General features: G+C 73.1%; 15 protein-coding genes and 1 pseudogene. 7 read left to right on the top strand and 9 right to left on the bottom strand.

The window, feature by feature from the left end; translation table 11 throughout:
- Positions 1-5: 5 nt before the first annotated feature.
- Together V7S47_RS06375 and V7S47_RS06370 are read right to left on the bottom strand one after the other, a co-directional pair.
- The gene (locus V7S47_RS06375) at positions 6-1,316 is read right to left on the bottom strand and encodes a glycosyltransferase (RefSeq protein ID WP_336560781.1); all 1,311 of its coding nucleotides are present in this window, start codon (positions 1,314-1,316) and stop codon (positions 6-8) included.
- A complete protein-coding gene (locus V7S47_RS06370) occupies positions 1,313-1,945 on the bottom strand; it encodes a TetR/AcrR family transcriptional regulator (protein ID WP_336560780.1) in 633 nt (210 codons plus the stop codon). The genes V7S47_RS06375 and V7S47_RS06370 overlap by 4 nt, the downstream gene beginning before the upstream one ends.
- 203 nt (positions 1,946-2,148) lie before the next feature.
- Between V7S47_RS06370 and V7S47_RS06365 the strand changes: the two genes are divergently transcribed.
- From V7S47_RS06365 to V7S47_RS06335, 7 genes are read left to right on the top strand one after another with little or no spacing between them, the layout of a single operon-like run.
- On the top strand, positions 2,149-3,270 hold the full coding sequence (locus V7S47_RS06365) for a polyamine ABC transporter substrate-binding protein (protein ID WP_336560779.1): 1,122 nt from the start codon (positions 2,149-2,151) through the stop codon (positions 3,268-3,270).
- Positions 3,270-4,175 carry an ABC transporter permease gene (locus V7S47_RS06360; protein ID WP_336560778.1) on the top strand — a complete coding sequence of 302 codons (906 nt, stop codon included), beginning with the start codon at positions 3,270-3,272 and terminating at the stop codon, positions 4,173-4,175. The genes V7S47_RS06365 and V7S47_RS06360 overlap by 1 nt, the downstream gene beginning before the upstream one ends.
- On the top strand, positions 4,168-4,956 hold the full coding sequence (locus tag V7S47_RS06355; protein WP_211753009.1) for an ABC transporter permease: 789 nt from the start codon (positions 4,168-4,170) through the stop codon (positions 4,954-4,956). The genes V7S47_RS06360 and V7S47_RS06355 overlap by 8 nt, the downstream gene beginning before the upstream one ends.
- Entirely contained in the window at positions 4,953-5,933 is a 981-nt protein-coding gene (locus V7S47_RS06350) for an ABC transporter ATP-binding protein (protein WP_336560777.1), read from the top strand. Before V7S47_RS06355 ends, V7S47_RS06350 begins: the two co-directional genes overlap by 4 nt.
- Complete coding sequence (locus V7S47_RS06345) at positions 5,930-7,312, top strand: NAD(P)/FAD-dependent oxidoreductase (protein ID WP_336560776.1); 1,383 nt, start codon at positions 5,930-5,932, stop codon at positions 7,310-7,312. Before V7S47_RS06350 ends, V7S47_RS06345 begins: the two co-directional genes overlap by 4 nt.
- A gap of 9 nt (positions 7,313-7,321) precedes the next feature.
- Positions 7,322-8,779, top strand: a complete 1,458-nt coding sequence (locus tag V7S47_RS06340) for an aminobutyraldehyde dehydrogenase (RefSeq protein WP_336560775.1) — start codon at positions 7,322-7,324, stop codon at positions 8,777-8,779.
- Between the two features lie 2 nt (positions 8,780-8,781).
- Positions 8,782-11,094: a molybdopterin-dependent oxidoreductase gene (locus V7S47_RS06335; protein WP_336560774.1), complete on the top strand. Its 2,313-nt coding sequence runs from the start codon at positions 8,782-8,784 to the stop codon at positions 11,092-11,094.
- Here the strand turns inward: V7S47_RS06335 and V7S47_RS06330 are convergent.
- The 7 genes and pseudogenes from V7S47_RS06330 to V7S47_RS06305 form a co-directional block, all read right to left on the bottom strand.
- Positions 11,084-11,458 (bottom strand): hypothetical protein, encoded by a 375-nt coding sequence (locus V7S47_RS06330; protein WP_336560773.1) that lies wholly within the window; start codon positions 11,456-11,458, stop codon positions 11,084-11,086. The genes V7S47_RS06335 and V7S47_RS06330 overlap by 11 nt on opposite strands.
- Before the next feature lie 240 nt (positions 11,459-11,698).
- Positions 11,699-11,821: pseudogene (locus tag V7S47_RS25680) on the bottom strand (DUF3592 domain-containing protein); the annotation flags it as partial.
- A 43-nt stretch (positions 11,822-11,864) separates the two neighbouring features.
- Complete coding sequence (locus tag V7S47_RS06325; RefSeq protein ID WP_336560772.1) at positions 11,865-13,622, bottom strand: sensor histidine kinase; 1,758 nt, start codon at positions 13,620-13,622, stop codon at positions 11,865-11,867.
- Between the two features lie 46 nt (positions 13,623-13,668).
- Positions 13,669-17,556: an HtaA domain-containing protein gene (locus tag V7S47_RS06320; RefSeq protein ID WP_336560771.1), complete on the bottom strand. Its 3,888-nt coding sequence runs from the start codon at positions 17,554-17,556 to the stop codon at positions 13,669-13,671.
- Positions 17,557-17,632: 76 nt separating this feature from the next.
- The gene (locus tag V7S47_RS06315; protein ID WP_336560770.1) at positions 17,633-18,094 is read right to left on the bottom strand and encodes a neocarzinostatin apoprotein domain-containing protein; all 462 of its coding nucleotides are present in this window, start codon (positions 18,092-18,094) and stop codon (positions 17,633-17,635) included.
- Positions 18,095-18,230: 136 nt separating this feature from the next.
- Complete coding sequence (locus V7S47_RS06310) at positions 18,231-19,568, bottom strand: ABC1 kinase family protein (protein ID WP_336560769.1); 1,338 nt, start codon at positions 19,566-19,568, stop codon at positions 18,231-18,233.
- A complete protein-coding gene (locus tag V7S47_RS06305; RefSeq protein WP_336560768.1) occupies positions 19,565-19,825 on the bottom strand; it encodes a PspC domain-containing protein in 261 nt (86 codons plus the stop codon). The genes V7S47_RS06310 and V7S47_RS06305 overlap by 4 nt, the downstream gene beginning before the upstream one ends.
- Between the last annotated feature and the right edge of the window lie 33 nt (positions 19,826-19,858).

Below are 19,858 nucleotides of genomic sequence, written 5' to 3'. Positions count from 1 at the left end.
GCGCGTCAGGCCCGTGACGCGACGTGGTCGAGGCCGACCCGCTCGATGACGTCGGCGCCGACCTTCAGGCCGTCGCGGGCCCGGATCCGCTCGCCGAGCGCGGCGACCGAGGCCCGCAGGTCGGTGTCGGCGAGGATCTTCTCGACGGCACCGGTCAGCTCCTCGTCGGTGAAGGCGTACGTCGCCAGCCGGATGCCGAGGCCGAGCTCGTCGACCCGCTGCGCGTTGTCGTACTGGTCCCAGAAGAGCGGCAGCACGATCATCGGCTTGCCGAAGTGCAGCGCCTCGGTCGTCGTGTTGTTGCCGCCGTGGGTGATCACCAGGTCGACCTGCGGGATGACCTTGGTCTGCGGCAGGGTCTGCTCGCCGACCATGTTGTCGGCCAGCGCGATCCGGTCGGCCTGGGGGCCCTTGCTGACGATGAACCGGTGCGGGGTCGTCCCGAGCACGTCGACCAGCCGCTGCATCAGCGCGACGTCGGCGCCGCCCAGCGAGCCGAGCGACAGGTAGATCAGCGCGCTGCCCTCGGGGCGGTCGGCGACGGCCGCGGGGACGTCGTACTCCTCGTCGGTGAGACGGACGCTGGAGTCCATCCGGGTCCACGAGCCGTCGAGCGGCCGGTCGGCGAGGTAGTCGGCCTCCTCCGGGAAGACGTAGAGGTTGGCTGCGTTGTCGCGCGGCATGAACTCCAGGTCGGGCAGGGGTGCCCCACCCTGCTCGACGACCCAGGCGTTGAACGACTCCCACGTCTCCCGGTGGGTGCGCTCGAGCTCCTCGCGGAACGGCGTCCAGGAGGCCGGATCGGCCTGGGCCAGGCCGGACAGGCCGGGGGCGACGCCGGGGCCGGGCACCTCGAGCGGGTTGCAGGAGACGATCCGGACGAACGGCGCGCCGCTGGTGGTCAGGGCCGGGAAGATCACCACGTTGTCCTCGACCACGACGTCCGGCCGCACCTCCGCGAGGATCGCCTTCAGGGCCGGCTCGGCGTACCTCGCCCCGTCGATGAGCGCCTGGTACGTCGGCTGCACGAAGGTCTCGAGCTGCTCGGCGGTGCTCTTGCGGAACTCCGGCGCGGTCTCGGCGATGAAGTCGGTCCAGAACTGCCCCGCGTCCTCCTCGCCGGCGTCGGGGTCGGGGGCCGCGAGGTCGACCAGCCGCTCCTCGAAGCCCAGCGGGGCGAGCTTGCCGGCCCAGGACGACTCGCTGGCGAAGACCACCCGGTGCCCGCGCTTGAGGAGCAGGTCGCCCAGCCCGATGCACTGGTTGGTCGGCCCGTAGGCGGACTCGGGGAGGAAGAGCACGGTCAGCTGCGTCATGCGAGGGCTCCTGCCTCGAGGGTGGACGGGTCGGGCTGGTCGAGCGCGTGGCCGGTGGCCAGCCGCGCGTAGTCGAGGATCAGGCGGGTCGCCACGACCTGGTCGATGGTCGGGTGGTGGGCCACCATCCGGTAGCCGTAGGCGTCCTCGAGCGCGACGATGTTGCGGGCCACGGTCAGCGAGGGCTGGGCCAGGGTGAAGACGCCCGAGGCGGCGCCGTCCTCCAGGATCACCTGGTACATCGCCACCTGGCGGTCGTAGAGCGAGGTCAGCATCGCGGCGTATCGCGGGTAGCGACCGGCCGCGCCCCCGAGCTCGCAGAAGAGCCGGACCTCCTCGTCGTCGGAGTCGAGCGGCAGGCCGGAGGCGATCGTGACGACCAGCTTGCGGTCGGGGGTCATCGGCCCGCTGACCGCCCGCAGCCGCTCGTCGTAGAAGCGCTCCATGCCGGCCCGGTTGGCCTCGACGAGCAGCGTCTGGACGTCGGGGAAGTGGTAGAGGATCGCCCCGGAGGTCAGGCCGGCGACGTCCGCGACGTCCTTGAGGCGTACGTCGGCCCCGTGCTCCGCGACCGCGCGCCGGGCGGCGGCGAGGAGGTTCTCGCGGCGCTGCTTGCGGCCGACGGCCATGGGCGTTCCTCACGTCATCTCGGGGGTCGATCGGGCGTGGGCGGCACTCTGCCAGCCAAGGCAAAGAAATTGAACCCCCCTTCAGTGAATGGTCCAGATCGGCATGAAACGTCTGTGTTTCAGCCATTGCATTTCCTGAACCCGCGTGCAAGGTTTCCGGCCTAAGGCGACCCGTGAGGGGTCCGATCACATCGGAGAGAGCCATGTCCACCATCAACCGCCGGCCGCGTCGCATCGCGACGGCCGCCGTTCTCGGGACCGCCGTGACCCTCGTCCTCGCCGCCTGCGGCGGGGACGACGGCTCGTCGGCCGAGCCCGCAGCGCTCGACCCCGACGCCGACCTGAGCAAGCAGACGATCGTGGTCTCCAACTGGGAGGCCTACATGCCCGAGGACATCGCCGAGCGGGTCAAGGAGAAGACCGGCGCGACGGTGAAGATCACCTCGCACGCCACCAACGAGGACATGGTCGCCAAGGTGACCGGCTCCGGTGGCGAGGGCCTCGACGTGGTCTTCGGGTCGCAGCCCTACCTGGAGGCGCTCTCCAAGGCCGGCCTGATCGAGCCGCTCGACACCGACCTCCTCGACAACTGGGGCAACCTGGAGTCGGCGGCCACCGACACGGCCGAGGTCGACGGCGCGACCTACTGGGCGCCGTACACCTGGGGCACGACCGGCATCTGCTACCGCGCCGACCTGGTCGACGAGGCGCCGACCAGCTGGCGCGACCTGCTCGAGCCCACGGACGCCAACAAGGGCAAGGTCACGATGATGGGCACCGAGCGCTGGGCCATGCTGCCCGCGCTCAAGGCGCTCGGCTACTCGGTCAACACCACCGACGAGGACGAGCTGGCCGAGGCCAAGGAGCTGATGGTCGCGGCCAAGCCCAACCTGCTGGCCTACGACGACTCGACGTTCTACGAGCGGCTGATCAGCGGCGAGGCCACCATGACCGAGGCCTGGGACGGCTGGTGCAACTACGGCACCGGCGAGGACGAGAACATCAAGTTCGTCGTCCCCGAGGAGGGCTCGGACCTGTGGACCGACGGCATCGCGGTGCTGAAGTCCTCGAAGAACAAGGAGGCGGCGTACGCCTTCATCGACACCATCCTCGACGCCGAGACGCACGCCTGGGTGGAGGAGAACATCCTCTACAACATCCCGAACGAGGCCGCGCTGGAGCTGGTGCCGGCCGAGCTGAAGGAGCAGTACGAGACCCTCGGCACCCGCCGCGAGGAGATGCTGTCGGGCGAGAACATGACCGACGTCGGTGACGACGCGGCCGCGCTCTACAACCAGATCATCACCGAGGTCACGGCGTCCTGATGAACTCCACCGAGCAGCACGGCGGGCTGGATCGACACCACCTCGGAGCCCGGCTGCGCCGCGGCATCGAGCCCGCCGTGCTGCTGGGCCCCGGCCTGCTGTTCTACGCCGCCCTCGTGGCGGCGCCGGTCCTGCTCGTGACCGCCTACATGTTCGCGCGCCGGGGCCGCTTCGGCGGCGTCGAGTGGGAGCTGAGCCTCGACAACTTCAGCCGGGTCACCGACTCGGTCTACCTCGAGGTGTTCCGCGAGTCGCTCGGCCTGGCCTTCCTGGCCACCCTGCTCGCGCTGCTCATCGGCTACCCGACGGCCTACGCGATCGCCAAGCTGCCGCCGCGGTGGCGCACGGTGGCGCTGGTGCTGGTCGTGGTGCCGTTCTGGACCAACTTCCTGATCCGGGTCTACGCCTGGATCGTGCTGCTCAACAGCCAGGGACTGCTCAACGACCTGCTGGTCGGGATCGGCGTCACCGACGACCGGTTCACCCTGCTCTACACGCCGGGTGCGGTCGTCGTCGGGCTCGTCTACTCCTACCTGCCGCTGATGATCCTGCCGCTCTACGCCGCCATCGAGAAGGTCGACGAGGACCTCCTGGAGGCCTCCGCCGACCTCGGCGCCGGCCGGGTCCGCACCTTCCTCGGCGTCCAGCTGCCGCTGACCATGCCCGGCGTGGTCACCGGCTCGATCCTGGTCTTCGTCCCGAGCCTGGGGAACTTCGTGGTCCCCGAGCTGCTCGGCGGCGGCAAGACCGTGATGGTCGGCAACCTGATCCGCGACCAGTTCCTCAAGGCGCAGGACTGGCCGTTCGGCTCGGTGCTGGCGATGATCGTGGTCGTCCTGCTGGTGCTGCTCTTCCTCGGCCAGGCCTGGGTCACCCGTCGCGTGGAAGGTCCGGCCCGTGGCTAGGGCCGGGGCCCGCCAGGGGCTCGGCTGGCTGTGGCTGCCGCTCGTCCTGTGCGGTGCCTTCCTCTACGTGCCGATCCTGGTGCTGGTCGCGATGTCGTTCAACGGCGGCGGCTCGGCGTACTCCTGGGGCGGCTTCAGCTTCCGCTGGTACGGCGAGCTGGCCCGCGACAGCGACCTGATCTCGGCCGTGGTGACCTCCCTGGGCATCGCCGCCGGCGCCACGGTCATCGCCACCGTCCTCGGCACCCTGCTCGCGGTCGGGCTGGCCCGGCACACCCGGTCGAAGATGCTGGAGGCGGCCGCGATGGCGCCCGCGATCCTGCCCGACCTGGTGCTGGCCATCGGCCTGCTCGCGTTCTTCTACGCCGCCGGGATCCCGAAGAGCGCGCTCACCGTGCTGCTGGCCCACGCGGCCTTCGGCACCGCCTTCGTCGTCGCGGTCGTGCGGTCCCGGCTGGCCGGCTCCGACGCGGCGCTGGAGGAGGCCTCGCGCGACCTGGGCGCCGGTGCCTTCTCGACGTTCGTGCTGGTCACCCTGCCCTCGATCGCCCCCGCGGTGATCGCCGGTGCGCTGCTGGTCTTCACGCTCTCGCTCGACGAGTTCGTGATCGCCTACTTCACCGCCGGCCCGACCACCCAGACCCTGCCGATCACCGTCTACGCGATGGTGCGCACCGGCGTCACGCCCGAGATCAACGCCCTCGCGACCGTGCTGGTCGTGATCAGCGTCCTCGTCGTGGTCGTCGCGGCCCGCGCGATCCGCCCGAAGGAGAAGTCATGAACGCTCCGCTGCTCGAAGTCCAGCAGGTCAGCCGGTCCTTCGGCGACGTCCGCGCCCTCGACGGGGTCTCGCTGACCATCGCCGAGAACGAGTTCTTCGCGCTGCTCGGCCCGTCCGGCTGCGGCAAGACCACGCTGCTGCGCTCGATCGCCGGCTTCGAGCACCCCGACGGCGGAGCCGTCCTGCTCGGCGGCTCGGACCTGCTCGCGCTGCCGCCGAACAAGCGCCCGGTCAACCTGATGTTCCAGTCCTACGCGCTCTTCCCGCACCTCTCGGTGGCCGCCAACATCGGCTACGGCCTGAAGCGCGAGAAGCTGCCGAAGGCCGAGATCGCGCAGCGCGTCGACGAGGTCCTGGAGACGGTCGGCCTGACCGCGATGGCCAAGCGGCGCCCGGCGCAGCTGTCCGGCGGCCAGCGCCAGCGGGTCGCCCTGGCCCGGGCCATCGTCAAGCGGCCCCGGCTGCTGCTGCTCGACGAGCCGCTGTCCGCCCTGGACCGCAAGGTCCGCGCCGAGATGCAGCTGGAGCTCAAGCGGCTCCAGCACGAGGTCGGCATCACCTTCGTCGTGGTCACCCACGACCAGGAGGAGGCGATGTCGATGGCCGACCGGATCGCCGTCCTCGCCGAGGGCCGGGTCCAGCAGGTCGCCACCCCGCTGGAGCTCTACCGGAACCCGGCGAACCTGTTCGTCGCCGACTTCATCGGCACCAGCAACCTGCTGCCCGGTCCGTCCACCGGCCAGCACCTGGTCGTCCGCCCGGAGGACGTCCGGCTGGTCGCGCCCGGCGCGGGCCGGCTCGACGGGACCGTCGCGGACACCCAGTTCCAGGGCGGTACGTCGACCGTCGCGGTCGACGTACCCGGTCAGGCCAAGCCGTTCCTGGTGACCGAGCACGGCGCCACCGAGGCGGTCCGCGGGACGCCCGTCGGGCTGGCCTGGCAGCACGAGGTCGCCGTCGGCGAGGGCCTCGCATGACCGAGCTGCTCGCGAGCGCCCGCCCGCTGCCCGTGTGGTGGGAGGGCCGGGACACCGGCGCGGTCAGCGAGCCGCTGTCCGGGGAGCGCACGGCCGACCTGGTCGTGGTCGGCGCCGGCCTCACCGGCCTGTGGGCGGCGATCCACGCGCTGGAGGAGGACCCGGACCGGGACGTCGTCGTCCTGGAGGCCTCGCACGTCGCGTCCGGCGCGTCCGGCCGCAACGGCGGCTTCCTGTCCGAGTCGCTGACCCACGGGCTCGCCCACGGGATCGCCACCTGGCCGGCCGAGCTGCCCGAGCTGCTCCGGCTGGGCCGGGCCAACGTCGCCGAGATCGACGACTTCGTCGACCGCGAGAAGATCGACGCCGATCTGCGGCTGTGCGGCAAGACCGCCATCGCCACCCGGCCGCACGAGGTCGAGGCGCTGCGGGCCGCGCACGAGCTCAACCTGCGGCACGGCGAGAGGTCCACCTACCTGAGCGCGGAGGAGGTGCGGGCCGACGTCCACTCGCCGTCGTACCTCGCGGGGGTCCGGACCGCCGGCGGTGGCCTGGTCGACCCGTGGGGGCTGACCACCGGGCTCCGCGACGTCGCCTGCCGCCGGGGCGCGACGCTGCACGAGGAGTCGCCCGTGCGCTCGCTGGAGCGCGACGGCGACCGGGTCGCCGTCCGCACCGAGCACGGCGTGGTCCGGGCCCGCCAGGTGGTGCTGGCGACCAACGCGTTCCCGCCGCTGCTGCGCCGGATCCGGGCCTACGTGCTGCCGGTCTGGGACCACGTCCTGGCCACCGAGCCGCTGACCACCGGCCAGCTCGACGCGATCGGCTGGGCCGACGGGCAGGGGCTGACCGACGCGGGCAACCAGTTCCACTACTACCGGCGCACGGCCGACGACCGGATCCTGTGGGGCGGCTACGACGCCGTCTACTACTACGGCAACGGCACCCAGGCCGGCCGCGAGCAGCGCGAGAGGTCGCACCAGCTGCTGGCCGAGCAGTTCTACGCCACCTTCCCGCAGCTCCGCGACGTCCGGATGACGCACCGCTGGGCTGGGATCATCGACACCACGTCGCGGTTCACGCCCGTCTTCGGCACGGCGTACGCCGGCCGCGTGGCGTACGCCGTCGGCTACACCGGCCTCGGCGTGGCCTCGTCGCGCTTCGGCGCCCGGGTCGCGCTGGACCTGCTGGCCGGCCGCGAGACCGAGCGGACCGCGGTCAGCCTGGTGCAGCGGCGTCCCGTCCCCTTCCCACCCGAGCCCGTGCGCTGGGCCGCCGTCCAGACCACCCGCGCCGCGCTGGCCCGCGAGGACCGCACCGGCCGCCGCGGCGCGCTGCTGCGGACCATGGACCGCTTCGGCGTCGGCTTCAACAGCTAAGGACCGCTCATGCTCAACGGACTGCACGTCGACGGATCCAGCCGCCCCGGCGGTGGGACTCCCGCCACCCTGGTCGACCCGGCGACGGGAGACGTGATCGGCGAGGTCGCCCAGAGCTCGGTCGACGACGTTCGCGCGGCCGTCGACGCGGCGGCCGCCGCGTTCCCCGCCTGGTCGGCCCGGACGGCGGGGGAACGGGCCCGGGTGCTGCTCCGGCTGGCCGACCTCCTGGAGGCCGACGCCGAGCTGCTGACCGACCTCGAGGTGGCCGAGACCGGGAAGCCGGTCCCGGTCTTCCGCGACGGCGAGCTGCCGTTCGCCGCCGACAACCTGCGCTTCTTCGCCGGCTCCGCCCGCTCGCTCGAGGGCACCGGCGCCGGCGTGCTGAGCGAGGGCTTCACCTCGATGCTCGTACGCCGCCCGCTCGGCGTCGTCGCCGGCATCGCGCCGTGGAACTTCCCGCTGGTGATGGCCATCTGGAAGATCGGCCCGGCGCTGGCCGCCGGCAACACGATGGTCCTCAAGCCGGCCCCGCAGACCCCGCGCAGCACCGTCCGGCTGGCCGAGCTGGCCGCCGAGGCCGGGCTGCCGGCGGGCGTGCTCAACGTCGTCACCGGCGGGGCCGACGTCGGGCAGGCGCTGGTCGCCGACCCACGGGTCGCGATGGTCTCGGTGACCGGGTCGCCCGGGGCCGGCCGGGCGGTCATGGAGACCGCCGCCTCGGCCACCAAGCGCGTCCACCTCGAGCTGGGCGGCAAGGCGCCGGCCCTGGTGTTCGCCGACGCCGACCTGGAGGGCGCCGCGGGCGCGCTGACCATGGCGTCGACGTACAACACCGGGCAGGACTGCACCGCCGCCACCCGGGTGTACGTCGAGGCCTCGGTCGCGGAGGAGTTCGCGGACCTGCTCCGCGAGCGGATGGCCTCGGTGACCTGGGGCGACCCGCGTGACCCGGCGACCGACATCGGTCCGCTGGTCTCGGTCGAGCACCGCGACCGGGTGCACGGCTTCGTGACCCGGGCGGTCGCCGCCGGCGCCGAGCTGGTCACGGGCGGTGTCGTCCCCGACGGGCCCGGCGGCTACTACCCGCCGACGCTGCTCCGGGGTGCCGCCCAGGACGCCGAGATCGTCCAGCAGGAGGTCTTCGGGCCGGTGCTGGTCCTCGGCACCTTCACCTCGGAGGACGACGCGGTCGCCCAGGCCAACGACAGCGCCTACGGGCTGGCCTCCTCGGTGTGGACCGTCGACGTCGGGAAGGCGCTGCGCGTCGCGCACCGGATCGAGGCCGGGGTCACCTGGGTCAACGACCACCTGCCGATCGCCTCCGAGGCGCCGCACGGCGGGGTGAAGGGCAGCGGCTTCGGCAAGGACATGAGCCACGAGGCGGTCCTGGAGTACACCGTCACCCAGCACGTGATGATCAAGCACGCGGCCCGCGAGGCGCACGACTCCTTCCGCCCGGCCTGACCTTGAGGCGCACGGTCACCCACTTCGGCACCTACGACGTCCGCGTCGAGGGTGGGCGACCGGTCGCGCTCGACCCGGTGGCCGACGACGGCTCCCCGAACGGGCTCGCCGACGGGATGCTCGACGTCCGCGAGGGACCCCTGCGGATCACCTCGCCGATGGTCCGACGCGGCTGGCTGGAGCACGGCCCCGGGCCGGCCGACGGGGCCCGGGGCAGCGAGCCGTTCGTCGCGGTCTCCTGGGACCGCGCGCTCGAGCTGGTGGCGACCGAGCTGGCGCGGGTGCGACGTACGCACGGGGACGAGGCGGTGTACGGCGGCTCCTACGGCTGGGGCAGCCCCGGCCGGTTCCACCACGCGCAGAGCCAGGTGCACCGGTTCCTGACGATGGGCGGCGGCTACACCGCGTCGGTGAACTCCTACAGCGCCGGGGCGATGGAGGTGGTGCTGCCGCACGTCATCGGCGGCGACTCGTGGAGCTTCGCCGAGCGGGGCGTGCAGTGGCCGGAGATCATCGAGCACGGCGAGCTGGTCGTCTCCTTCGGCGGCACCGCCGCCAAGAACGCCTTCGCCAACGCCGGTGGCGTGGCCCGGCACCGGCAGCCGGCCTGGCAGCGAGGAGCCCGCGCCGCCGGGGTGCAGTTCGTGACCGTCTCCCCGCTGCGCGGTGACGCCGACCCCGCGCTCGGGGCCGACTGGATCGCCCCGCGACCCGGCACCGACGTCGCGCTGATGCTCGGGCTGGCCCACGAGCTGCTGCGCACCCGACGCCACGACCAGGACTTCCTGACCCGCTGCTGCGTCGGCTGGGAGCCGTTCGAGCGCTACCTGCTCGGTCGCGACGACGGCGTCGCCAAGTCGGCCGCGTGGGCGGCATCGACCTGCGGGATCGCGCCGATGACCGTCGTCGAGCTGGCCGAGCGGATCGCCCGGAGCCGGACCACGATCAACGTCACCTGGTCGCTGCAGCGGATGCAGCACGGCGAGCAGGCGCACTGGATGGGCGTGGTGCTGGCCGCCATGTCCGGCTCGCTGGGTCGTCCCGGAGGCGGGTACGCCGGCGGCCTCGGCATCTCGCTGATGGGGGTCCGCCCGCGGCGGCACCGGATCGCCTCCCTCCCGCAGGGCGTCAACCCGGTCGGGTCGCCGCTGCCGGTCGCCCGGATCGCCGACGCGCTGCTCGGCCCCGGTACGCCGTACGACTACGACGGGGCACGGCGCACCTATCCCGACCTGCGGCTCGTCTACTGGGCCGGGGGCAACCCGTTCCACCACCACCAGGACCTGCACCGCCTGGTCCGGGCCTGGCAGCGGCCCGACACGGTCATCGCCCACGAGGCCTACTGGAACCCGCTCGCGCGGTTCAGCGACATCGTGCTCCCGATCGCCACGACCCTGGAGCGCGACGACCTGGCCGCCGGGATGATGGACCTGACCATCACCGCGATGTCGCGGGTCGCGGAGCCGCCGGCCGGGGTGCGGACCGACTACGACGTGTTCTCGGCGCTGGCCTCCCGGCTGGGCTTCGGCGAGACCTTCACCGAGGGGCGCACCGCCGACGCGTGGGTGCGCGAGCTCTACGACCGGACCGTCGCGAATCTGGCCGAGGACGGCGTCCCGCTCCCGTCGTACGACGACTTCCGCGCGCTCGGCTCCGTCGAGACGCCCGAGCCGGCCCCCGACGAGCGCTGGTCGTTCGCCCGGCTGCGCGAGGACCCCGCGTCGTACCCCTTGCCGACGCCGTCGGGCCGGATCGAGATCACCTCCGCGACCATCGCCTCCTTCGGCTACCCCGACTGCGGCGGGCACCCGCGGTGGTACGAGCCGGCCGAGTGGCTGGGCGGGTCCGCGGCCGAGCGGTTCCCGCTGGCGCTGGTCTCGAACCAGCCGTCCCGCCGGCTGCACAGCCAGCTCGACCACGCCGCCCACAGTCGCGCCGGCAAGGTCGCCGGCCGCGAGCCGGTGCTGCTGCACCCGGCCGACGCGGCCGCGCGCGGGATCGCCGCGGGCGACGTCGTACGGATCCACAACGAGCGTGGCGCCTGCCTGGCCGGGGCGGTCCTCACGGCCGACGTGCGGCCCGGCGTGGTGGTGCTCGCAACCGGCGCCTGGTTCGACCCCGAGACCCCCGGCGTCGCCGGGTCCCTGGACCGGCACGGCAACCCCAACGTGCTCACCGCCGACCGCGGCGCCTCGTCGCTGTCGCAGGGCCCGAGCCCCGGCACCACGCTCGTCGAGGTGACGCCGTACGACGGGGTGCCGCCAGCAGTGCGTTGCTTCGACCCGCCGGAGGTCCTCCCGGCCTCTAGACCCTGACCTCCAGCCGGAACGGCGAGCCCTCCGGAGCCGGGGCGGACAGCCCGCTGAGGGCGCCGACGAGCATGGCGACCAGGACGAGCGACGAGATGTCCGGCCCCACCGTTCCTGGGTGCCGCCGGTGCCAGGCGTACCAGGACGTGGTGCGGAAGCGCAGGAGGGCGACGAGGGGCGTGATCCCCAGGACGAGGACGGCCAGGGCCTCGGCCACCTCGGAGGCGGAGGACGAGGCGGCCTCGGCCAGGTTCCCGGCGCCGACGAGCGCACCGAGGATCAGGAACACGGCCACGAGGACGGACCGCACGGGACGGGCGCGGAGGGTGCCCGCGGCGAACCAGCCGACCAGGACGGCTCCGGCGGCCACGCTGACCACGAGTCCGAGGTCGCCGCCCTGCCGGGTCCCGTGGTCGACCAGGGCGACCGCCTGGGTGACCAGGCAGGACAGGGCGAGGACCCGGGCGGAGGAGGGCAGCGGGCCGGGCCCGTCCGGCGCGCCATCGGTCGGGGTGGCCCGACGGCCCGCGACCAGCGCCAGCGCTGCCGTCCCGAGGGCCGCGACGGCTCCGAGGAGCAGCCAGACGACCGTCGCGCCGTACCGGTCCAGGCGACCGTCCTGGGGTGACGAGGGGTCGTAGTAGACCGTCGCGGCGTCCTCGTGGCGCAGGTGGCACCAGCGCTCGTCGTACGCCGGCTTGGTGCGGTACTCGCGGCCGTCGACCTCGAACGCGACCTCGGGCGCCCCGGTCCGCGGATCCGCGAAGACCGCAGACTCAGCGGCTCGCCAACGCCCGCCGCCGCACCCGGGAGTCGAGCGCGACCCCTGGCCGACGCGGCAGGTGCACGGTGGCGGTGGTGCCCCGCTCGGGGCTGGAGGCGATCTCGACCGTCCCGCCGTGGAGCGTCACGATCGCCTGCACGATGGTCAGCCCCAGGCCGGTGCCCTGGACCGCCTGCTCGGTGGCGGTCGAGGAGCGGAAGAAGCGGGTGAAGAGCCGGTGCTGCTCGGCCTCCGGGATGCCGACCCCGGTGTCGGTGACCACCAGCGTCGACGTGGTGTCGCCGATGCTCAGGCGCACTCCGATCCGGCCACCGTCCGGGGTGAACTTCACGGCGTTGGTGAGCAGGTTGACGAGCATCCGCTCCAGCTGGGTCGGGTCGATCTCGTGGTGGTCGGGGGCGTCGGGTACGTCGATGACCAGCTCCAGCGACCGGTTCTCGAACATCCAGAGGACCGCCTCCGCCGCGGACGAGACGACGTCGCGCAGGTCGGTCGGGACCGCGTTGATGGTCAGGCGCGAGGACTCGATCTGGGACAGGGTCAGCAGGTCCTCGACCAGCGTCAGCAGCCGCTGGCCGTTGCGGTGGACCCGGCCGACCAGGGCGAGCTGGGGGGCGTCGAGGTCTCCGACGGCCCCCTCGGTCAGCAGCTCGAGGTAGCCGATGATGCTGGTGATCGGCGTGCGCAGCTCGTGGCTGACGGTCGAGACGAAGTCGGACTTGGTCCGCTCCAGCTCCCGGAGCCGCTCCACCGCCTCCTGCTCGGTCACGAGGGCGGCGGTGAGCGCCTGCTCGGCCCGGTGCCGCTCGGTGACGTCGCGGAAGACCACGACGACGTCGCCCGGTCCCTCGTCCCCGTCCGGGGGCAGGGGGATCGCCGAGAACGTGAGGACCCGGCCGTCCGGGACGCCCTCGTTGCGGACCACCAGGTCGATGTCCCGCGCGCGGTGCCCGGCCAGGGCCTGCACGTGGGGCAGCTCGTGCCGGGCGACCGGGCGGCCGTCGAGGTGATGGAGGCCGTAGCCCTCGGCGGGGCCGATGCCGCGGGCCCGGTGGTCGCTCCCACCCAGCAGCGCGACCCCGGCCGGGTTGCGCAGCAGGACCCGCTCCTCGCGGTCGACGACCGCCAGGCCCTCCTGGAGCGAGTCGACGATGGTGGACAGCAGCCGGGTCTGGGCCTGCGCCGCGTCCCGCGCGCGCTCGTGCAGCCACCAGTTGACGACGCAGGCGATCGAGGCGCAGGCGAAGAAGGCGGCGTGCACCACGGCGAAGAGCCACGGATGCTCCCAGGCCGCCGGGTGGTTGTAGACCGCGCGGGGATCGGAGGTGCCCATCACCCCGTGGTGGACGAGCACGTAGACCACGCCGAGGGTGAACGGCGCCCACGCCTCGTAGAGCGCGATCACCGGGATCATGACGAAGAAGTGGAAGTGCGCCTCGACGAGCCCCTCGGAGAGGTGCACGATGACGCCCGAGCTGATCATCAGGCCCGCGGCCGCGACGGAAGCCTGCAGGACCCGGCGCGTCGGCACGAAGGTCGCGAGCATCGCCGCCATCAGGACCGGGGCCGCGTCCACCCAGGCGTGGCCGATCCCGTTGCCGCGCAGGACGGCGTACGCCGGGACGGCGACGACGTGCCCCCACAGGAGGAACAGGACAGCGCGGTGCCGGGTCTGCCAGGCCGGCTCGGGCAACGAGCCGCCGCGGGGCAGCCAACGGGGCCAGCGCCGCCACGAGGAGAGGGAGGGCACGTGGTTCCATCGGCCGCTCAGGCCCGGACCTGAGCGGCCGAGGAGGTCAGCGCGTCACCCGCACCGTCCTGGCCGCCCGGGCTCCGGTGAACAGACCGGGCTCGGCGGGGGTGAAGACCACGACGACCCGGCGCTTGCCGGCGGCGAGCCCCCGTGGCAGGCGGTAGCGCACCGGGCCGGCGCCGGTCACACGGACCCGACCGACGGTGCGCCCGTCGACCCGCACCGCGACGGTGCCGCGCGCCACGGCCGCGATCGGGTCGCTCACCCGGACCGCGAGCCGTGGGCGCGGACCCGGGCGGGCGCTCAGGCGCACCCGGGCGCGGGCCGCGGCCACGTCGAGCGTGACGGTGCGGGAGACGACCGTCCCGGCGGCATTGGCGACCTTGACGCGCAGGCCGGCGCCGTCGTCCCCGCGGGTCACCCCGTCGAGCACCAGTCGGGCATCACGCTGCTCGGGCAGGTCGATCCAGGTCGACCCGATCCGGCGCTGCCACTGGTAGCGGAGGTCGTCCCCGGTCGCCGCGACCGTGAACCCGGCCGGCCGGGTGACGGTCACCCGCGCGCTCGTCGGCTGCCGGGTGATGCGCGGGGCGACCGGCGCGGGCTCCACGACCGGCCCGAGCTCGGCGGCGCCGATCGTGATCGGCGCGCCCGGCTTGTGCGGGTCGGCGGCACCCCCCGACGAGTACCAGTACGACGACAGCCCGGTGCGTCCGTGGAAGTCGACGAACCGCTGCGGCCAGGCCCCCCAGTCGGAGCCGGTGCGGACCTGGGCGGCCGCGCCCTCGGGTACGGCGACGGTGACCCCGGCGTAGTCCGGCTGGAGCTCGAACCCGGCCGGGTCGAACGTCGCGGCGTCGAAGGTGGAGATCTCGACGTCGGCGACCGGGGGGACCGGCGTCTTCTCGTTCGGGTTCTCCTGGCTCGAGCCGTAGCCCGACAGGTCGCCGGTGAGCACCCCGGAGCCGTCGGCCCGGACCGCGAGGACCGGGTCGGTGACCGTGAACGGCACCATGCCGCCGTAGAAGTTGACGGTCCACGACCCGCGCCAGCCGATGCGCGCGGACCCGTCCGCGGCGAGGGTCCCGGTGCCGTCCTCCAGGACGACGACCTGCTCGGTGGCAGGGTCGGCGTCGACGTGCGCGGCCCGCGTCGCCCAGGTCGCGGCCGTCTCACCCGCCGTCCCGCGCTGGCGCACCGACACCGGTCCGGAGCTCGCGCGGTAGGTGGCCTCGGTGCCGTCGGAGACGCCCGCCGAGAAGTACGACGACCCGCCGAACGGCGGAGCCACCTGCATCTCCTCGCTGCCCGTCCACTCCAGCCGGACCTCCGACAGCGAGGCCGGCCCGCTCGGCGGCGCGGCGACGGTGAGGGTCGCGACCCGGGTGAACGTCGAGCCGACGGCGTTGGTCAGCCGGGCCCGGAACTGCGCCCCCGACTGGTCGACCGCGGTCTCGCGGATCGTCAGGCTGGTCTCACCCAGCAGCAGGTCGTCGTCCTCGACGACCGGCGTCCAGAAGCCGCCCACCTTGCGCTGCCAGGTGATCGTGGTGGCCTCCGGGTTGGCCTCCCAGAGGGTGGACAGCTCGACGCTGGTCCCGGGCTCGGTGCGCACGTCGAACGGCTGCTGGACCACGTGCGGCGCGTAGGCCAGGTCGAGGCCGACCTCGGCGGACGAGATCCGCCCGGCGTCGTTGCTCACCAGGGCCCGGTACGTCGCGCCGTCGTCGGCCGGTACGGCGTCCCAGGCCAGCTTTGCGCCGGTCTCGCCCGGCAGGTCGGTGAAGGTGGTCTCGCCGTCACGCTTGCGCTGCCACTGCACCTCCGCCTCGATCGCGGGGTCGAGGGCGAGGTCGAACGCGACCGGAGTGGAGGCGGCCCCGGCCGCGATCGTGGTGGACACGGCCTCCGGCTGGGTGGTGACCCGGGGCGCCAGGCCGAGGTTCGCCAGGCGCAGCCACCCCACCGGCTGGTCCTCGGCGTCGTAGTCGGTCGCCGGGACGACGATCGAGCCGTCGGGCAGGCTGTGGATCTGGAAGTTGCCGAAGAGGTAGTCGGTGAAGCGACGGATCGTGTACCCGGCCACGTCGGTCGTGCCGTCGTACCAGTGCAGCTGCTCGCCCCGGAGGTCGTAGGGGTTGGCGACCCACAGGCCGCCGGTGGTCGGGTCGTCGGCGAGCGAGGTGCCGAGGGCCGAGATCTCGAACGGCGCGTACATGTCCTCGCCCACGACGGGCGTGCCGGCCGCGGCCGTGCCGTCGGGCCCGACCCGGACGGTCACGAAGTCCTCCAGGGACGCGCCGTCGCCGTGCAGCACCACGCCGCCGTCGCCGGTCGACCGGGCGGCGACGTAGCCGTTGTAGAGGGTGCCCAGGTAGGCCGCCGGCAGCACCGTGTCGGGGATCTCGGCGACGACGGCGGTGGGGTCGGGACCGTCGGTGAGACGCACGTGCAGGGCGCCCATGTAGTGGTCGACCCCGTCCTCGTCCTGGCGGATGACCGGCGCCTGGCCGGTCGCGAGCACGTAGGAGCCGTCGCCGAGGACGGCGAGGTGCTCGACGTACTCGAGGATGGAGGACAGCGGGCTCGAGATGTCGCCGGTCGCCGCGCCCCACTGGCCGCCGACGCTCGGCAGCCGGAAGTCCGTCACCGATCGCGTCCAGCCGGAGCCGTCGCGGGTGAACCGGTAGATCTCGTCGCTGGTGTGGATGTCGGGGCGCTGGCCGGCCGGGATCCCCTGGGCGATCAGCAGCGCCTGCTCCACGCCGTTCCAGATCAGCTGGCTGGTCTCGATGCCGGACACGACGACGTTCTGGCCGACCGTGCGCGTGGTGCTGTCGCGGAGGCGGCCGACGACGCCGGTCGTGAAGCGGGTGCCGTCGAAGGTCAGGCTGTGCACGACGTGCTCGACGCCCAGGCCGCCGTTGCTGCCCGGGACCGGGTCGCCCTCGTGCAGGCCGAGGTAGAAGATCGTGTCCGTCGCCGGGTCGATGGCGAAGCGGTACTGCGGCTGCGCGAGGTCGTGCAGGTCGAGCTCGACCGGCGTGCCGACCGGCGTCATCGTGGCGGCGTCCAGGGCGGTGACGGTCAGATCGTCGTCGGCGCCGGTGGTGAGGGCGAAGAGTCGCTTCCCGTCGCCGGAGACCAGCAGCCGGCGCTGGAGCGTCGCGCTCCCGGTGCGGCCGGTGGAGTAGAGGGCGGCCGGCTCGAGGACCGGGGCGCCGGGGAGGTCGAAGTGCTCGGTGAGGTCGGGCAGCGCGCCCGCGCCCTCGTAGCTGAAGGAGGTGTTGTCGAGCGTCGTGCCCTCGCCGTAGATGCTGAGCCCGGGACCGGCCGTCGTCGGGATCGCGTCGTACGACGTGGTCGGCGGCCCGAAGGTCGTCTGCGCCCCGGCGATGTCGAACTTGGCCAGCACGACGTCCTCGTCGACGTGCAGCTCGCCGCCCGGGTCGCCGCGCAGGTAGCCGGTGTGCGTGCCCCGCAGCACCTGGGCGTCGCGGGAGATCTCGAGACTGAGGTCGCTGAACCGGGTGTCCAGGCCCCACTTGCCCGGCGCCACCTGGCCGTACCAGGCGCGGAAGTGCAGTGAGCCCGCGAGGTCGAGGGTGGTCGTGCCGGTCTCGGCGTCGAAGGTGCCCGACTCGACCGGGAAGCGCCAGGCCTTCGGCAGCGTGATGCCGCCCTCGGTCTGCTCCGTCGCCGCCACGGTCGCACCGTCCTCGGCGCGGGCGCCGGCGCCGGTCGCCTCCTCGTAGGGCCCGATGTAGCGCCGCCAGGACGCCTTCACGCCCCACACGAGCGAGCCCTCGGTGAGGGGGGCCGCGGCCGCCGTGGCGCTCGGGGCGGCCGCGAGGAGCACCACCAGCCCGGACGCCAGCAGGGCGAGGGTCGCAGCGAGCGCGGTGAGGGTGCGGGGACGGTGCGGGGTCATGGGCGAGCGGGCTCTCTTCGTCGGGGGTGCGGGCGTGCGTGACGGGGCGGCGCCGGAACGCCGCCCCGTCACGTCCTCAGAGGAAGGTGATGTTGTAGGTGCCGACGGTGGTCTTGGTGCCGTCGGTCGGGTGCTCGGTGATGAGCAGCTGGCAGTCGACGCCGCTCGCGCCCTTGCAGGTGAAGGACGTCGGCTGGGGCACGTTCAGCGGCCACGGCAGGGCCGTCTTGTGCACGTTGGTGTTCGTCTTGGTCGCCGTGTAGCTGATCGAGAACGCGCCGGTCGCGTCGGTGGTGACCTCGGTGCCGGCGGTGCACGCCGGGATGCCCAGGTAGGTCTGCGTCGAGCAGACGCCGACCTTGTGCGGGCTGCTGGGGGTGAGCCCGGAACCGGAGATGGTGATGACCTGGCCGTCGGTCAGGCCGGTGGTCTGGCTGACGGAGGTCGCGGCGAACGCCGACGACGTCGTCACGAGCACGAGTGACGCGACGGCGGCCAGGAGCAGCGAGATGCGTCGTACGAGCGTGAGATGGGGCATGGGGGGATCCTCTCAACTTAAGTAAGCCTTACCTAACAAAGGAGGCGGTCGAGAGTGTTCGGAGTCGGAGGGTCGACTGTCAACGCGCTCGTCCACGAGTGCGCGACGGCCCGCGCGAGAAGCGGGGCGAACCTGTCTAGACGGGTTCGGCGAACCCCGGCAGCAGCTCGGTCAGGATCGCCCGGAACGGCGCCTCGGCGCCGAGCTGGCAGAGCACCCCGATGCCCCCGAGCCAGGTGCGGTGGATGAGCAGGTACTGCGGCGGCAGGTTGAGCCGCATCGCCACCGTGAACGACGGGTCACGCGGGTTGTTGATGCGCTGGAACTGCTCCTGCATCCACTCCCGCGAGAACCGGAACCGCTCAACCCTGGTCGGCTCGACGAACGGCGAGAGGTAGTCGAGCACCAGGTCGGGGTCGATGGTGATCCGGTCCTTGACGAACCCCTCGGCGCGCAGCCCGTCGAGCAGCGCCGCGTGGTCCTCGTCGCCCGCGATCCGGATCAGGCTGCCCATCGCCTCGGGCAGCCCGTCGCTCTCCAGCCGGGCGACCGCGCCGAAGTCGAGCACGCCGAGCCGGCCCGGCTCGCCGTCGGGGCCCGGCAGCACCCGGAAGTTCCCGGGGTGCGGGTCGGCGTGCAGCATGCCGGTGCGCGAGGGGCCGGAGAACAGGAACCGGACCAGCAGCTCGCCGTAGTGGTCGCGCTCGGACTGGCTGCCGTCGCGGATCACCTGGGCCAGCGAGGCGGGGCTCTCCATCCACTCGGTGATGAGCACGGTCTCCCCGACCGCGACCACGGCCGGGACCTCGATGTCGGGGTCGCCGGCGAAGGCGTCGGCGAAGACGGTCTGGGCCTCGGCCTCGAGGCGGTAGTCGAGCTCGTCGACCGCGCGGGCCTGCAGCTCCTCGACCAGCGGCTTGATCTCGACGCCGGGCACGAGCGGACCGATGGTGCGGGCGAGCCGGGAGAGCTGGCGCAGGTCGGAGCGGAGCGCCTCGCCGGCGCCGGGGTACTGCACCTTGACCGCGACCTCGCGGCCGTCGTGCCAGCGACCCCGGTGGACCTGGCCGATCGAGGCGGCCGCGGTCGGGCCGCCGTCCAGCCAGACCAGCCGTTGCTTCCAGTCCGGGCCGAGGTCGCGCGCGAGCGCCTCGCGCACCGTCTGCGTCGGCATCGGTGGAGCGGAGTCCTGGAGCTTCGTCAGCTGCTCCCGGTACGGCGCGGCCAGCTCGTCGGGCAGGGCCGCCTCCAGCACGGAGAGCTGCTGCCCGAACTTCATCGCGCCCCCCTTGAGCTCGCCCAGGGTGCGGAAGAGCTGCTCGGCGGTGCGCTGCTGGATCTCGGTCATCACGGCCTCGGCCGGCTGCCCGCCGAGCCGCTTGCCCAGCCCGAGCGCGCTGCGGCCGGCGTACCCCAGGGGCAGGGCGGCCAGACGTGCGGTCCGCGCCACTGCCTTCCGGGGGAGGTCGGTCATGCCTCCATTGTGGCGGGCTGACCCTGAACGGTCGGGTAGACCACGTTCTCCTCGGCCGGCATGAGCACCCACAGGATCGGGTAGATCAGCACCTGGCTGCCCGGCACCACCATGAGCAGCAGCACGAACAGCAGCCGCGAGACCCACGGGGTGAGGCCGAACCGCTGCCCCACGCCGGCGCAGACGCCGCCGAGCACCCGGCCCTGGCGGAGGCGGACGAGGCCCTGGCGGGCGAGGCTGGAGCGGATGTCGTTCATGGGGTTCCTCCTGTTGCTGGGTGTGCCTCCAGC

It is taken from the genome of Nocardioides sp. CCNWLW216 (assembly GCF_037120545.1).
Classification (GTDB): Bacteria; Actinomycetota; Actinomycetes; order Propionibacteriales; family Nocardioidaceae; genus Nocardioides; species Nocardioides lianchengensis.
The sequence above is the reverse complement of the archived record's forward strand: the minus strand, read 5'-3'. Positions and strand labels throughout refer to the sequence as shown.

Bases quoted from the DNA above. Each gene is read 5' to 3' on its own strand.
- V7S47_RS06360 (WP_336560778.1), top strand. From the start codon at position 3,270: ATGAACTCCACCGAGCAGCACGGCGGGCTGGATCGACACCACCTCGGA.
- V7S47_RS06305 (WP_336560768.1), bottom strand. From the start codon at position 19,825: ATGAACGACATCCGCTCCAGCCTCGCCCGCCAGGGCCTCGTCCGCCTC.
- V7S47_RS06375 (WP_336560781.1), bottom strand. From the start codon at position 1,316: ATGACGCAGCTGACCGTGCTCTTCCTCCCCGAGTCCGCCTACGGGCCG.
- V7S47_RS06350 (WP_336560777.1), top strand. From the start codon at position 4,953: ATGAACGCTCCGCTGCTCGAAGTCCAGCAGGTCAGCCGGTCCTTCGGC.
- V7S47_RS06310 (WP_336560769.1), bottom strand. From the start codon at position 19,568: ATGACCGACCTCCCCCGGAAGGCAGTGGCGCGGACCGCACGTCTGGCC.
- V7S47_RS06370 (WP_336560780.1), bottom strand. From the start codon at position 1,945: ATGGCCGTCGGCCGCAAGCAGCGCCGCGAGAACCTCCTCGCCGCCGCC.
- V7S47_RS06365 (WP_336560779.1), top strand. From the start codon at position 2,149: ATGTCCACCATCAACCGCCGGCCGCGTCGCATCGCGACGGCCGCCGTT.
- V7S47_RS06315 (WP_336560770.1), bottom strand. From the start codon at position 18,094: ATGCCCCATCTCACGCTCGTACGACGCATCTCGCTGCTCCTGGCCGCC.
- V7S47_RS06340 (WP_336560775.1), top strand. From the start codon at position 7,322: ATGCTCAACGGACTGCACGTCGACGGATCCAGCCGCCCCGGCGGTGGG.
- V7S47_RS06345 (WP_336560776.1), top strand. From the start codon at position 5,930: ATGACCGAGCTGCTCGCGAGCGCCCGCCCGCTGCCCGTGTGGTGGGAG.
- V7S47_RS06320 (WP_336560771.1), bottom strand. From the start codon at position 17,556: ATGACCCCGCACCGTCCCCGCACCCTCACCGCGCTCGCTGCGACCCTC.